14 protein-coding genes are annotated in these 13,705 nt (G+C 56.3%); 2 read left to right on the top strand and 12 right to left on the bottom strand.

The features are described from left to right. Positions 1 to 66 precede the first annotated feature (66 nt). The 6 genes from acpP to ABJT94_RS10910 form a co-directional block, all read right to left on the bottom strand. Positions 67 to 303 (bottom strand): acyl carrier protein, encoded by a 237-nt coding sequence (gene acpP, locus ABJT94_RS10935; protein ID WP_127555348.1) that lies wholly within the window; start codon positions 301 to 303, stop codon positions 67 to 69. A gap of 88 nt (positions 304 to 391) precedes the next feature. Continuing rightward, positions 392 to 1,132: a 3-oxoacyl-ACP reductase FabG gene (gene fabG, locus ABJT94_RS10930; RefSeq protein WP_348475320.1), complete on the bottom strand. Its 741-nt coding sequence runs from the start codon at positions 1,130 to 1,132 to the stop codon at positions 392 to 394. Further along, complete coding sequence (gene fabD, locus ABJT94_RS10925; protein WP_348475321.1) at positions 1,129 to 2,067, bottom strand: ACP S-malonyltransferase; 939 nt, start codon at positions 2,065 to 2,067, stop codon at positions 1,129 to 1,131. Before fabD ends, fabG begins: the two co-directional genes overlap by 4 nt. Positions 2,068 to 2,265: 198 nt before the next feature. Continuing rightward, positions 2,266 to 3,273 (bottom strand): hypothetical protein, encoded by a 1,008-nt coding sequence (locus ABJT94_RS10920; RefSeq protein ID WP_348475322.1) that lies wholly within the window; start codon positions 3,271 to 3,273, stop codon positions 2,266 to 2,268. Between the two features lie 6 nt (positions 3,274 to 3,279). Further along, positions 3,280 to 3,462: a 50S ribosomal protein L32 gene (rpmF, locus tag ABJT94_RS10915; RefSeq protein ID WP_348475323.1), complete on the bottom strand. Its 183-nt coding sequence runs from the start codon at positions 3,460 to 3,462 to the stop codon at positions 3,280 to 3,282. Between the two features lie 91 nt (positions 3,463 to 3,553). After that, positions 3,554 to 4,003 carry a YceD family protein gene (locus ABJT94_RS10910; RefSeq protein WP_348475324.1) on the bottom strand — a complete coding sequence of 150 codons (450 nt, stop codon included), beginning with the start codon at positions 4,001 to 4,003 and terminating at the stop codon, positions 3,554 to 3,556. 209 nt (positions 4,004 to 4,212) lie between these two features. On the opposite strand from ABJT94_RS10910, the gene ABJT94_RS10905 reads away from it, so the two are divergent. Further along, entirely contained in the window at positions 4,213 to 4,788 is a 576-nt protein-coding gene (locus tag ABJT94_RS10905; protein ID WP_348475325.1) for a nucleoside triphosphate pyrophosphatase, read from the top strand. A 15-nt stretch (positions 4,789 to 4,803) separates the two neighbouring features. Here the strand turns inward: ABJT94_RS10905 and ABJT94_RS10900 are convergent, their stop codons facing one another. Further along, positions 4,804 to 5,793 carry a S49 family peptidase gene (locus ABJT94_RS10900; RefSeq protein ID WP_348475326.1) on the bottom strand — a complete coding sequence of 330 codons (990 nt, stop codon included), beginning with the start codon at positions 5,791 to 5,793 and terminating at the stop codon, positions 4,804 to 4,806. Between the two features lie 36 nt (positions 5,794 to 5,829). Beyond that, positions 5,830 to 6,786, bottom strand: coding sequence for a 23S rRNA pseudouridine(955/2504/2580) synthase RluC (gene rluC / locus ABJT94_RS10895; protein WP_348475327.1), 957 nt, complete (start codon positions 6,784 to 6,786; stop codon positions 5,830 to 5,832). 619 nt (positions 6,787 to 7,405) lie between these two features. Between rluC and rne the strand changes: the two genes are divergently transcribed. Further along, positions 7,406 to 10,423: a ribonuclease E gene (gene rne / locus ABJT94_RS10890; protein WP_348475328.1), complete on the top strand. Its 3,018-nt coding sequence runs from the start codon at positions 7,406 to 7,408 to the stop codon at positions 10,421 to 10,423. Between the two features lie 66 nt (positions 10,424 to 10,489). Here the strand turns inward: rne and murB are convergent, their stop codons facing one another. Genes murB through lpxK form a run of 4 tightly spaced genes read right to left on the bottom strand, consistent with a single transcriptional unit; the run spans position 10,490 to position 13,690 of the window. Beyond that, positions 10,490 to 11,503, bottom strand: coding sequence for a UDP-N-acetylmuramate dehydrogenase (gene murB / locus ABJT94_RS10885; RefSeq protein WP_348475329.1), 1,014 nt, complete (start codon positions 11,501 to 11,503; stop codon positions 10,490 to 10,492). Next, positions 11,500 to 11,994, bottom strand: a complete 495-nt coding sequence (locus tag ABJT94_RS10880) for a low molecular weight protein-tyrosine-phosphatase (protein WP_348475330.1) — start codon at positions 11,992 to 11,994, stop codon at positions 11,500 to 11,502. Before ABJT94_RS10880 ends, murB begins: the two co-directional genes overlap by 4 nt. Continuing rightward, positions 11,991 to 12,743 (bottom strand): 3-deoxy-manno-octulosonate cytidylyltransferase, encoded by a 753-nt coding sequence (kdsB, locus tag ABJT94_RS10875; RefSeq protein ID WP_348475331.1) that lies wholly within the window; start codon positions 12,741 to 12,743, stop codon positions 11,991 to 11,993. The genes ABJT94_RS10880 and kdsB overlap by 4 nt, the downstream gene beginning before the upstream one ends. Positions 12,744 to 12,745: 2 nt before the next feature. Beyond that, on the bottom strand, positions 12,746 to 13,690 hold the full coding sequence (lpxK, locus tag ABJT94_RS10870; protein ID WP_348475333.1) for a tetraacyldisaccharide 4'-kinase: 945 nt from the start codon (positions 13,688 to 13,690) through the stop codon (positions 12,746 to 12,748). Positions 13,691 to 13,705 lie beyond the last annotated feature (15 nt).

Here is a 13,705-nt window from a genome sequence, read left to right as displayed (position 1 = left end):
AAAGCCGTACTGTCTGACGACAATACGGCTTGAATCCAGAGCGGTATAGCCGGATGGCTACCGCACTTAGCCCAGGTGGGCGTTGATGTAGTCGATCGCGTCCTGAACAGTACCCAGCTTCTCAGACTCTTCGTCCGGAATCTCGGTTTCAAACTCTTCTTCCAGAGCCATCACCAGGTTTACGGTGTCCAGAGAGTCAGCACCCAGGTCGTCTACGAAAGACGCCTGTGCAGTTACGTCTTCTTCTTTCGCGCCCAGCTGTTCACAGACGATTTTCTTTACACGATCTTCAATGTTGCTCATTACGAACACTCCCTACTTGGAATTGCACTTCAAGGTGCGATTTAGTGTATTAAACGTTATTCGTTACCGGCAAGTCAAAACTGGCCGGTCAACCCATGTACATGCCACCGTTCACGTGCAATGTTTCACCCGTGATGTACGACGCCTGGTCACTGACCAGAAACGCTACGGCAGCGGCAATTTCGTTTGGATCACCCATACGACCCAGCGGGATTTGCTTGAGCAGTGTTTCCCGCGTGGCCTCTGGCAGCTCGTGAGTCATATCGGTCTGAATAAAACCCGGTGCCACCGAATTCACGGTGATATTACGCGAACCGACCTCTCGCGCCAATGATCGGGTCAACCCTTCGAGCCCGGCTTTGGCCGCGCAATAGTTTGCCTGACCCGCGTTGCCCATGGAAGCGACCACCGACGAAACATTCACAATACGACCAAAACGGGCCCGCGTCATCGATTTGATCACTGCTTTGCTCATACGATAGGCCGAAGACAGGTTGGTGTCGATTACCGAGTCCCACTCTGCTTCTTTCATGCGCAGGAAGAGATTGTCTTTGGTGATACCGGCGTTATTGATGAGCACTTCGGGTGTGGCGTCGGCTGCTTTCAGATCCGCCATCAGCTGGTCGATAGACTCCGGGCTGGTCACGTCAAGCGTGTAGCCTTGTCCTTCGATACCAGCGGCTTGCAGTCGCTCGGAGATGGCCTGGGCACCCGATTCAGACGTTGCGGTTCCGGCAATACGATAGCCCTGACGGCCAAGTGTTTCGGCAATGGCGGCGCCAATGCCTCGACTGGCGCCCGTAATCAAAACCCACTTGTGATCACTCATGCGTTACTCCCTATGCGTTCCTGAAAAGCTGCCAACGACCCAAGGGCCGACAAGGTCAGCGTTTTCTCAATGCGCTTGTTCAAGCCGGATAATACCTTACCGGGACCGCATTCAACGGTCTCACTAACGCCAAGACCGACCAGTTCAGTGACCGATTGCGACCACAAAACCGGACGAAACAGTTGTTCAACGAGGTTCTGCTTTAGAGCATCGGCGTTGCTTTCGGCCGCGGCCGAGACGTTTTGAATGATTGGCAGTTCTGCGTTTTGCCAGTTGAGCGTATCCAGATGACTGGAAAGCTGTGCCGCAGCGTCTTTCATCAATGAGCAATGCGAGGGTACGGAGACCGGCAGAGGCATCGCCCGTTTGGCGCCTGCGGCTTTGAGGGTCTCTATGGCACGATCTACGGCGGCAACAGAGCCGGCGATAACCACCTGACCCGGGGTGTTGAAATTAACCGCTTCAACGACGTCACCCTGAGCCGCTGCGGTACAGCCATCAATCACGGCCTGATCGTCGAGACCCAGAATGGCCGCCATGCTGCCCTGCCCTGCGGGTACGGCGGCTTGCATCAGCTGACCTCGTTTCTCGACCAGCACAGCAGCGTCCGCCAGCGGTAATACGCCAGCGGCGACCAGCGCGGAATATTCACCCAGGCTATGACCCGCCAGATAGTCAGGCCGGGCGCCACCCTCAGCTTGCCATAAACGCCACAAGGCGATGCTGGCCGTGAGCAGTGCCGGTTGCGTCTTTTCGGTCTTGTTCAATTCTTCGGCGGGCCCTTCACTGACCAGCGCCCACAGGTCGTAACCCAAAGCGTTGGAGGCTTCTGCGAAAGTTTCCTGAATCAACGGATACTGTTCAGCCAGATCCGACAGCATGCCGACCTGCTGGGATCCCTGACCCGGAAAAACGAAGGCGAGTTTTTGGCTCATGCAATACGTTCCTGTTGTTGTGGAGACTCAGCCTGGCGGCCCGACCCAAGGGGTCTGACTCACTGAATATCCCAGTGGCGTGCATTATGGTCGCAACAACCGCTCAGTAAAGGCGAACCCCGTTAAAACATTTATGAATTCCGGGAACAGCTAGAGCGGTATTGTTGACGCACGAAATCAGATAAAGGCTGGCAACCCTCATACCCCGGCGACCGAACGCTCCGGCAATGCATCGAGCTGTGCCTGAATCGACGGGCACCAGGCACCTTCACTTGCCTCTATGGCCCGGTTTAATGCAGCCTGAAAAGCAGCCCCTGTGGCGTCGCCATGGCTTTTAATCAGAGTCATGTCAGTACCCGCGAGCAGCGCCCCATTGCTGCGCCTGGGATCGAGCTGCCGCATCACCGGCCTCAGCCGATGCCGCAACAATCGCCCCAGTATTTTTCCCGTCACATCCCGGCTTAACGCATGCCGTATAGCGCCCAGAGTCAGATCCAGCGTACCTTCGGCCGCCTTGATAACCGCATTCCCGGTAAAGCCGTCGGTAATCACCAGATCCAGGTTTCCGCGAAAGACATCGCCTGCCTCAACAAAACCACGGTAGTCAATATCGGGCCAGCGCGCCAGCTGCTCGGCCGCCTGGCGAATGGAGTGCGGCCCCTTATTGGGCTCCACGCCGAGATTGAGCAGTGCCAGCCGAGGTTTTCGGCCCAGTTGCCCCGAGGCAATGGCCACACCCACGGCCGCAAAACCGAGCAATTGTTTCGCTGTGGCCGAAAACGAAGCGCCCAGATCAAGCATCAACATGGCGTCTTTGGAAGTAGGCACCCAACTGACCAGAACTGGCCGATCCAGAGCCGTGTGAACATGGCCGTGACGATGCAGTAAGGCCATTAATATGCCGGTGTGCTCCGATGAAACCAACGCATCGAACCGTTGCTGGCTCAACTGAGAAACCGCCTGCTCTATGCTGCTGCCGTAGTCATTGCGCAATAACCGGCCCGGGTTCAAGTTGGAGGGCAGAGCACCGGTACAGGATTCAAAGCGAAGATTAATTGGCAGGGTTGGCAAGGCAGTCCGGAGAATGGAGGTGCCGAATAGAATGCCGCTGTGCTGGGGGTGGTTCTGAAAAAAACGGATAGAGGCAGGAAGCAAATGGGAGGGGCCGAAATCCCCTCCCTCTAGATCAATGGCCAGAACAGCCATTGAGTGTTACTCGACTTCCGCTTCAGCGACGACCTTACGACCTTTGTAAAAGCCATCTGGCGAGACGTGGTGACGACGGTGAGTTTCACCGCTGGTAGGATCAACCGACAAAGCGGTTGTCGTCAATGCATCGTGCGAGCGACGCATTCCGCGACGTGAACGGGTCTTCTTGCTTTTCTGAACTGCCATGGCCGGGGCCTCCTAAATAGGACACTTAAAATATCAGTAACGGGCGCTGTGCGCTTGGCCCGGTTGCAGGCCACCCATCACTGTGAAACTGTCAGGATCTCTTCAGAGATTCCAGTACCTTAAACGGATTATCCTTCACCGGCGTTTCTTCAACCCCGGCGTCATCCGGTTTAAATTCAGTCTGTATCTGACACTCGCCTTCGTCATGCATCGCATGCATTGGCAAGCACAGTAACAACTCGTCTTCGACCAGCTCCGCCACTACCAGAGGTTCGTCTGGCATCAACATCAGCGGGTCGATATCTGCAGGCAACGCTTTCGCCATTTCATCGTTGTACACCACGGCCATCGTAAAGTGACCGTCGAGTGCCACCGATACTGGCTGCAAGCACCGCTGACATTCGAGTACAACCTTCCCAGACACATCGCCTGTGACCATGCGGCGCTGCTCGGCGTCACGATTAAAGTTTAAAGCGGCTTTAAACTCGGCATCCTGACTGAGCACCACATCCGCCAGACGTGACAACCTGGTTGACGGCACAACACCCTCAAGATTCTGGGGGCCCTGATCTGCCAACTTATAGGCATCAACGCGTTCTGGGAGCTCGGATTTCGACATAGGCGCGGTATGATACGGATGAGACTGTTCAAGTCAAAGGCTTTTTGGCTCAAATGGCTGATAAACAGTAGGCTGTGAGGCATTGGCTACCCAATTCACACAAACCACCCCGACCTTTAAGGAGCACAACCATGTTGCCACCGGTATTGCTGGCCTCGACTTCACCGTATCGGGCGGAACGACTGGCCAGCCTGAACGTGCCCTTCGAACAGGCCAAACCTGATATGGACGAGACGCCTCTGCCTGGTGAGTCGCCTTTTGATCTGTCGCTTCGCCTGGCTCGGGGCAAGGCCCGCAGCCTGGTAGATTCCCACCCGGGCTATCTGATTATTGGCAGCGATCAAACCGCTGCCGATGACCGGGGCACCCTACTGGGCAAGCCAGGCAACCTGGCCCGCGCGGTCGATCAACTGACACGATGCTCAGGCACATCCCTGACATTTTACAGTGGTGTCGCACTCGCTGGTCACTCCGACGATGCCTGGGTGGTCACCACTGACGTCGTTTTCCGGGATCTGACCCGGGCGGAAATTGTCCGTTACCTCGACCGGGATCGCCCGTTCGATTGTGCGGGCAGTTTCAAGGTTGAAGCGCTGGGAATTACCCTGTTCCAGTCAGTCCGAAGCGACGACCCCAACGCCCTGATCGGGTTGCCGCTGATTTCACTGGCGGCCAAGCTTCGCGAGGCAGGGTTTGCCCTGCCCTGACCGTGTTGCTGGCATTCAGCGCAGCTCTATGGACTCGGTGGCTCCCAGCTTGACCAGGGTTTCAGCGACCGAAACGCCAAGGTTTCGGGCGAACTGCTGCAGTGGTGAAGGTCGCAGAGTGAAATCAACAGTATTGGGGTAACCCAGTTCACGGGCCAGTTCAGAGGTTGATTTCAGTCCGTCAACAAGGCCAAGCTCCAGCGCCTGGGTGCCCGTCCAGACCAGTCCGGAGAACAACTTGTCGTTATCAGTGACCAGTCGGTCACCGCGACCTTCCTTAACATCGCTGATGAACTGCTGGTGCACGTTATCGAGCAAGGCTTCGAACAAGGCCCGCTCTTCGGGATCGACCGGCTGAAACGGGTCCAGAAAGGTTTTGTGCTCACCAGAGGCGAAAGAGCGGCGTTCGATACCCACCTTCTCAATCAGTTCTTCAAAACCAAAACTTGCGGCTGTCACTCCAATGGAACCCACCAGGCTGGATCCGTTGGCATAGATGTTTTCAGCGGCCGAGGCAATGTAATAGGCCCCGCTGGCACCCGTATCGGCAATAACCGCATGTATCGGTATGTCTTCATGCAATGATCGCAGACGCTGAATTTCGTCGTATACATAGGCCGACTGTACCGGGCTGCCACCACCACTGTTGATGCGGACAATAACGGCCCGGGTATCCTCATGATCCATGGCATTGCGCAACGACGTTACGATCGCATCGGCGTTGGCCGGCTCACTCTGTGAGATCAAACCACGCACATCGACAATGGCCGTATGCCCACCCGTTTTAGTCGGAACCCCAACACCAATGTCACTGTTGCTGATAAACAGCCACAACAGCGCAAACAGGTAAATAAAGGTGAGCAACTTGAACACAATGCCCCAGCGCCGTTGCTTCTTGAGCTCGGCGGTATTGGCCATTACCACCTTTTCGATCAGCTGCCACTCTTTGCGGGAGCCAGCCCAGGAATCATCAGATGATTCCTGCTGCGGAGTTTTTCCAAACATTCAATCAGTTTCCTGTCAGTGACTGGGAGGTCTGTTTTAATTGAGATCGCGCGATTCATTGGCCAGAGCGCTCAGAAGCCGCTCCAGCGCTGGATCAAGTGGTGCCGTCATGGTCAGCATTTCGCCAGTCACCGGGTGCGGCACGGTCAGTTGCGCAGCATGCAGAAACAGCCGGCCCAACCCTATATCCCTGGCGACCGCTTCAGCCCGGCTGGACTGGTACTTGGTATCACCCAGGATCGGATGCCCCGCATACTGGGTGTGCACTCGAATCTGATGCGTTCGCCCCGTCACTGGTTGCGCTTCCACCCAGCTGCACCGCTCAAAGGCCTTCAGCAATCTGAATCGGGTTTGGGACGGCTTTCCATCTGGAGCGACGCTGACCATGCGCTCTCCGCCTTGAGCCTCATTCTTGCGCAAGGGTACATCAACAAAGCGCTGCTCTTCAGGCCAGTGCCCATGCACCAGACACCAATACACCTTTTTTACGTCTGTTTTGTGCCTGAAAACGGTTTGCAGCGCTTTCAGTGCCGAGCGTTTCTTGGCGATCAGCACCACACCCGAGGTATCACGGTCAAGCCGGTGAACCAGCTCAACAAATTTCAATTCCGGCCGGATGATCCGATACGACTCAATCAATCCCAATGAAATACCCGACCCACCGTGAACGGCCAGGCCATGGGGTTTATTGAGGGCAACCAGCACATCATCCTCATACAGAATGGCTTTATCAAGCTGGTGGCGCAGTGCCTGGCTCGGAACCGCTGTATTGACCGGCTTTTCGGCAATGCGGACTGGAGGAATGCGCACCGTATCACCGCCCTCAAGGCGATACTCGGGCTTCACCCGCTTGCCATTAACCCGGACCTCACCCTTGCGCAGCACCCGGTAAACCCGGCTCTTGGGCACTGATTTCCAATGACCGATCAAAAAGTTATCGATGCGCTGACCAGCGCGGTCTTCTTCAACTTCGTAGAGTTCGACGTTTGCCACAATGCCCTGCTTTGCCAATACCGGTGCCCGGCTTAAAAATCGCTACCGTTAATGCCTTATAGCACGCAACCTGCTGTAACAGTGATAACGGTAATGAGGTGCTTGCTATGGAAAGGCACGTTACTGATGCCATTGTACCAGCAGTCGGTTCACGAAAGGAGGCTTCGCGACGCTACCGGGCGGACCATAGCGCCCGCTCCGCATAGTGATTGTTCAACCGGGAGTCTACTGCTACACTGTTACTCGCTGGGATTCTGATCATCCTACCGCCCAGAGACCACACAGGCGGCAAGGGGCAGACCCCCCAACCTGTTGCGCCGACGTTACGTGCAACTCAAGAATCGGTTGGGCAGCAAGTACAGTTTGAAACAGCGTATGACGATGGGGTCATATGGAAGAAAGCACTTCACCACAAACGCGCAAGTGCTTCTAAATAGAGCAGGCATCCCCATAAGACTCTGTCCGTTTCCCCATTGTTAATGGAAAACACCGATCCACTGTGCTGGCGTTGTCGCCTGCACCGACCTGTGTGTTACCGATTTCTATCGGTGTTCGCCCGCCTGTATCCCTGCCCTTGCTGCTCTGTCACCCATGATTTATTACAGAGTATCGTTCCTCAATGAAAAGAATGTTAATCAATGCAACCCAGTCAGAAGAGCTGAGGGTTGCCCTGGTCGATGGCCAGAAACTCTATGACCTGGATATCGAAACCGGCTTTCGCGAGCAAAAGAAAGCCAACATCTACAAAGGCAAAATCACCCGCGTAGAACCCAGCCTTGAAGCAGCTTTTGTCGATTTTGGCGCCGAACGCCACGGTTTTCTCCCCCTGAAAGAAATCGCCCGCGAATACTTTGTCGATGCCAACATGTCCTCTCGAGCGAACATTCGCGAGCTGGTTAAAGAAGGCACCGAAGTCATTGTGCAGGTCGACAAGGAAGAGCGCGGCAATAAGGGCGCTGCTCTGACTACTATGGTCAGCCTGGCCGGTCGTTATCTGGTACTGATGCCCAACAACCCGCGCGCCGGTGGTATCTCGCGTCGTATTGAAGGTGATGAGCGCGCCCAGATTCGTGAAGCATTACAGGGCGTGACCATTCCCGATGGCATGGGCTGCATAGTCCGTACGGCCGGTATTGGACGCAGCGCCGAAGAATTGCAATGGGACCTCGACTACCTGATCCAACTGTGGGATTCCATCAAACAAGCCTCCGAAGGCCGTTCTGCGCCCTTCCTGATCCTGCAGGAAAGCAACGTCATTCTGCGTGCGATCCGCGATTATCTGCGTCAGGACATCGGCGAAGTATTGATCGACAGCAAAGATGCCTACCAGTACGCGCTGGATTTCGTGCAGAAAGTGATGCCGAATTATCAGAGCAAACTGAAGCTCTACGAAGACCCGGTACCGCTGTTCAACCGCTACCAGATTGAAGCGCAGATCGAAAGCGCCTTTCAGCGCGAAGTAAAACTGCCCAGTGGCGGCTCGATCGTTATCGACCCGACCGAAGCTCTGGTCTCGATCGACATCAACTCCAGTCGCTCGACCAAAGGCGTTGATATCGAAGAAACGGCTTTCCACACCAACCTGGAAGCGGCCGAAGAAATTGCCCGTCAGTTGCGTTTGCGTGACATGGGCGGCCTGGTGGTGATCGACTTCATCGATATGAACCAGTCCAAGCATCAACGCGAAGTGGAAGCGCGCATCAAGGATGCTACCTCCCCCGACCGTGCCCGTGTTCAGGTAGGCCGGCTGTCCCGTTTTGGTCTGCTGGAAATGTCCCGGCAAAGACTGCGCCCTTCACTGGGTGAAACCAGCGGCATTGTCTGCCCCCGTTGTAATGGCCACGGCATCATTCGCGATGTGAAATCACTGTCACTGGCCATACTGCGACTGATCGAAGAAGAATCACTGAAAGAGCGCACCGCTCAGATTCGTGCCATTGTGCCGTTGACCGTGGCCACCTTCCTGTTGAACGAAAAGCGGGAGGCCATCTTCGATGTTGAGCGTCGTCAGAAAGTTCATGTTCTGATTGTGCCCAACACGCAAATGGAAACGCCGCACTATGAAGTCGTGCGTCTGCGTGACGATGACGAAACTCTGGTCAACGCCGAGCCCAGCTACGCCCTGAAACTGGAAGAAAAGCCGTCTGAAACCGAAACGGTTCTGGAAGCGCAAACCAAGCCCCAGGAAGCCGCTATTTCCAGTCTGCAAGTAACGCCTCGTGCGCCGGTACCACCGTCCGCACCGGAAGCCAGCAGCGAAGCTCCGGCCAAGCCTGCCCGCGCAGCCGCAGAAACGGCGGTGGAAAAGCGTCGCTCTGAGGGCAAAGGTCTGTTTTCCCGTCTGGGTGGCTGGGTAAGCCAGTTGCTGGGGTCTGACGATGAAACCCAAAAACAGGAAAAGCCCGCGACCGAACGTAAACCGGACAACCGTTCGCGCCAGCGCGATGACAACCGCGGCAACCGTCGCAGCCCTAACCGGAATAACCGCAATCGCAACCGCGATAGCAGCCGGGAGTCGGGCCGTGATAGCGCTCGCGATACCAATCGCGACAGTGGCACCAACAACCGTGATTCGAACCGGGACGGTGCCTCGCGGGGCAATGGCCGCAATGCGGGCCGCGGATCTCGCGACCGTGATGCGGTGGCTACACCCGACGCCAGCTCAAAAGAAACCAAGCAACCGGTGAAAGACTCCGCTCCCTCTGCACAAAACAGCGCAGATTCTGCCGAGAGCCAGAATGATCGGCGGCCACGCCAGCCACAAATGAAGCGTCGTGAAGAGCGAGACGACAGCACCGGACGCGTGCCTCTGGCCGAAGTCGGCAAGAACCGACAGGTTCGGGGCATCAGCAAAAACGCCAGCAAGCGGCCTAACCCGGAAAAGCCCGGTGAAATCATCAGCGACATCCAAACCGTCATTGAGATGATCAGCACCAAGTCGGCTGATGATGCGCGTGCCGCAGCCAAGGTAAGAGCCGATGAAGCGGCTGCGTCGACTGAGACGACGGCTGAGGCGACACCCATCACTGATGCACCGCAGACCGATGCCAAGCCCAGCAACGTCGAGTCAAATGACACGGCACACAGCGAGCCGTCCAAGCTGGAAGAGTCGCCCAACCCCCGGGTTGAGCACGAAGTGATCAACGCAGAAGATAACGAGGCAACCACGCAACCGGTTGATCAGGATGAGCCATCCGAATCTACCCCTGCAACGTCGCCTTCAGCAGAGTCAGACGTTAAACCAGCCGTTGCCGAAGCCAAGGCTGTTGAAAACGCCGACACACCTGCGGAAAACACTGAGTCTGAAACACACAGTGATACCGTTGAAGCAAAGGCAACCACTGCGGCAACCACGGAAGAAACGTCAGCCTCTGAGCCTGCTGAAACAACAACTGAAAGCGCGCCAAAAGTGCCTGAGCCCGTTAACCAGGTTGAATCAGACGAAACGCCTGCACCGGCACAAGCGGTAACGGAAGAGCCTCAACAGAGCGTTCCGGTTCAATCAGCCGAAACCCAGGAAACTGAGCAACCCACCGCTCAGGATGGCGAAGAAGACGTCGCCAAGCCAGTCGGTCGGGCACCGAACGATCCTCGTGAAGTGCGTCGTCGCAAGATGGCCGAACAGCAAGACAAGTAACCCTTGTCTTAGCCATAAAAAAACCGGCCCCGGCCGGTTTTTTTATGGGTGTTTCCTGCAAACGACTCAGGTCCAAAAACGTGGTTCAGGTTCAAGTAGAACCTGGAATCGTTCAAACACGGCATCCTGTACATGGATTTGCCAATCCAGTATGGAAGATGCTGCCGCCCGTTTTGGGTTGACCAGCACCAGGGCCTGACGTTCGTAACAGCCCACACCATCCTCATTACTTTGTCCGCGCAGCCCACACTGATCGATCAACCAGCCAGCCGCCAGTTTCCAGCCTTCTGGTTGCTCATAAACCACCAGATCATCATGACGAACCAACAACGCCTGATACTGCTCGGTAGAAATAACCGGGTTCTTAAAAAAGCTGCCTGCATTAGGAAGGTGGTCGGGGTCTGGCAGGCGTGACTGCCGAATCTCGATGACCGTCTCCATCACATCCTGCGCAGTCAGATCAGGCTTCGCTGCCAATGCCTGCAACGGACCATAGGACAGTTGCGGCATAAAGGTTCGATTCAACTCTAGTTCGACCGCCGTAATGATGAATCGATTTTCCAATTGTTTGAATACGCTGTCCCGATAACCAAACTGACAGGCCTCCCGGGTGAAATATCGCCAGCGCTCCTCGAGAATATCGTAGGCCTCAACCCGGTACAGACAGTCCGCCAGCTCAACACCATAAGCGCCAATATTCTGAACCGGCGCTGCACCAACGGTACCCGGAATCAGCGCCAGGTTTTCAATGCCGGAACCGCCCTGTAACACCAGATCAACGACGGTCTGATGCCAGGACTCCCCTGCCCCAATACGCCAGCGCTGGCGGTCAGATTCAGTCTCAACCCGGGTCTTACCGCGAATGGCGACCTTGATCGTCAGTCCACTGACCTGCTCGTTCAGTACCAGGTTGCTTCCGCCACCCAGGGCTCTAATGGCCATACCCTGAGCGCTTGCCCAGCGCACCAGCGCCGGTAAGTCCCCGGGGTCGGTGAGTTCGGCGCACCAGGCAGCCGTTGACGGGACGCCAAGGGTATTGGCGGCTGAGAGGTCTACCTGAGGCAGTGGATCGATCGTCATCGTGAGGAAGTCTGCAGGTGCGCCAGCAAGCCCTGGCTGGCTTGCTCACACAGATCCAGCACCGTTGCAAAACCCTCGTCACCACCAAAATAGGGGTCGGGAACTTCCCGCAAGTCGGTAGCCGCTGCAAAATCCAAAAATAATGCCACGGTTGCCCGACTGGACTGGGAGGCGATTGCGTTCAGGTTGCTTAGATTATCGGAATCCATCGCCAGAATGTAATCAAACCGATGAAAGTCTTCAGGGGTGACTTGTCGGGCTCTTAAGTGATCCAGCTTGTAGCCTCGCTCCCGCGCAGCAGCCTGACTTCTCGGATCGGGTGCTTTGCCAAGGTGATAGGCCGCCGTGCCAGCTGAATCGACCTCGACTGCTGCCGCCAGTGGCGAGTCAGCCAGCCGGGCTTCAAACACCGCCTGGGCCGTAGGAGAGCGGCAAATATTACCCAGACAAACGAATAAGACTGATGTCGATGTTGGCTGAGTGTCTGTCATGGGGTCTCCTTGCTAAACAGGGCGCGCACCGCTTCCAGGTCTTCCCGGGTGTCGACACCGGCCGGAACCGGTTGCGCAGCCGGCGCCGCAACAATACAGGCGCCATGCTCCATAAAACGCAGTTGCTCGAGTTTTTCCAGTTGCTCCAGCGGACTTTCTGGCCAGCCAATGAAGGCATCCAGCGCGCTTTTGCGATAGGCGTATAAACCAATGTGTCGTTTCCAGACGCCTTGCGGCGACGACTGGGTGTTGTCCCGATCAAACGGAATTCCGGCCCGACTGAAGTACATGACTTCACCGTCTTGCCGTTGAACCAGTTTTACCGCATTGGGATTGGTGACCATTGCCAGACTGGTGACCGGCTCATAGAGCGTAGCAACCTGGGCCCGGGGGTTCCTCTCCAGCAACTGGGCGACCTGCAAGACGTTATCAACGGGCATCAGCGGTTCATCGCCCTGCACATTGACGATGATATCATCGGGGTTCAACCCAAGTTGTTCAGCCGCCTCCTGCAACCGGTCAGTTCCTGAAGGATGATCGGCCCGGGTCATAACAACGCTGAATCCGGCCTGCGATACGACATGCCGTATTTTCTCGTCATCGGTGGCGACCACGACCTGGTCGGCGCCACATGCCTGCACCGCCATGGCCACTCGAACCACCATGGGCTGCCCGCCAATATCGAGCAGGGGTTTACCGGGTAATCGGCTGGAGCTGTAACGGGCCGGTATCATGATTATGGTTGCCATCTTTAGGCGCTCCTGAGGGCAGATTCTATGGAGTCCAACAAGTCAGCCGGTAATTCCGGTTCTAGCCTGACAACGTAACAATGGTCTGGCCAGGGTCTGGCCAGTTTAACAGCGTCTTTTTCCGTCAACACCAGGGGTAGCCCAGCATCAGCCAACCAGTCTGGCGGCACGGGTCTATGATCGCCGGGCGAATGAGTGGCCTGCAGACGAAACCCCTGCTCTGCCAATTGCTGATAAAAGCTTTGCGGGTAACCGATGCCGGCACAGGCACGGATTTCGGTGTTTTTGGCGAGTAAATGGCCCTGTGCGTTGACGGGCCATTGGGGATTGAGTGTCAGTACCGCATCAACATCAAGGCCTGCTGGCCGCTGCCCCTTGGCTACCCGCCATTGAACAGTGGGTATTCGATCAGCCGGTTCGCGCAACGGCCCGGCTGGCAGCATTTGGCCGTTACCGAGGCCTCGAACGCCATCGATCATGATCAGCTCAAGGTCGCGCCCCATCCGGTAATGCTGCAAACCATCATCACTGATCACTGCATCCAGCGGGTACTGTTTCACCAGATATCGCACCGCCCGGTCGCGGTCGGGGTCTACCACCACGGGGCAGCCTAATTGCTGTGCCAGTGCTTTGGGTTCATCACCACACTGGCCGGCATCGGTGTCAGTGGTTACGAGAAGCGGATAATGGTGGCTGTGTCCGCCATAACCGCGCGACACGATACCACAACGCACCCCCCGCTCCTGAAGACAGGACACCAGAGCCTGAATGGCTGGCGACTTACCGGTGCCGCCAACCGTCAGGTTACCCACGACCAAAACGGGCACTCCGTAATGGCCCTTGTGCCGCTGACGAAACCGGCGCCGGGCAATCAACCCGGCCAGCCAGCTTAAAGGCAATAGCAGCCGGGCTACCAGCGTGAGTGGTTTAACGTACCAGAAGTTCATTCGCTACTTGCCGGC

The organism is Saccharospirillum sp., from assembly GCF_039982735.1.
Classification (GTDB): Bacteria; Pseudomonadota; Gammaproteobacteria; order Pseudomonadales; family Natronospirillaceae; genus Saccharospirillum.
Note: the sequence above shows the minus strand (reverse complement) of the source record. Positions and strands in the feature narration are given on the sequence as shown.

Coding starts and splice junctions, on each gene's coding strand:
- rne (WP_348475328.1), top strand. CDS start 7,406: ATGAAAAGAATGTTAATCAATGCAACCCAGTCAGAAGAGCTGAGGGTT.
- ABJT94_RS10920 (WP_348475322.1), bottom strand. CDS start 3,273: ATGGCTGTTCTGGCCATTGATCTAGAGGGAGGGGATTTCGGCCCCTCC.
- fabD (WP_348475321.1), bottom strand. CDS start 2,067: ATGAGCCAAAAACTCGCCTTCGTTTTTCCGGGTCAGGGATCCCAGCAG.
- ABJT94_RS10905 (WP_348475325.1), top strand. CDS start 4,213: ATGTTGCCACCGGTATTGCTGGCCTCGACTTCACCGTATCGGGCGGAA.
- ABJT94_RS10880 (WP_348475330.1), bottom strand. CDS start 11,994: ATGACAGACACTCAGCCAACATCGACATCAGTCTTATTCGTTTGTCTG.
- rpmF (WP_348475323.1), bottom strand. CDS start 3,462: ATGGCAGTTCAGAAAAGCAAGAAGACCCGTTCACGTCGCGGAATGCGT.
- fabG (WP_348475320.1), bottom strand. CDS start 1,132: ATGAGTGATCACAAGTGGGTTTTGATTACGGGCGCCAGTCGAGGCATT.
- acpP (WP_127555348.1), bottom strand. CDS start 303: ATGAGCAACATTGAAGATCGTGTAAAGAAAATCGTCTGTGAACAGCTG.
- kdsB (WP_348475331.1), bottom strand. CDS start 12,743: ATGGCAACCATAATCATGATACCGGCCCGTTACAGCTCCAGCCGATTA.
- murB (WP_348475329.1), bottom strand. CDS start 11,503: ATGACGATCGATCCACTGCCTCAGGTAGACCTCTCAGCCGCCAATACC.
- ABJT94_RS10900 (WP_348475326.1), bottom strand. CDS start 5,793: ATGTTTGGAAAAACTCCGCAGCAGGAATCATCTGATGATTCCTGGGCT.
- lpxK (WP_348475333.1), bottom strand. CDS start 13,690: ATGAACTTCTGGTACGTTAAACCACTCACGCTGGTAGCCCGGCTGCTA.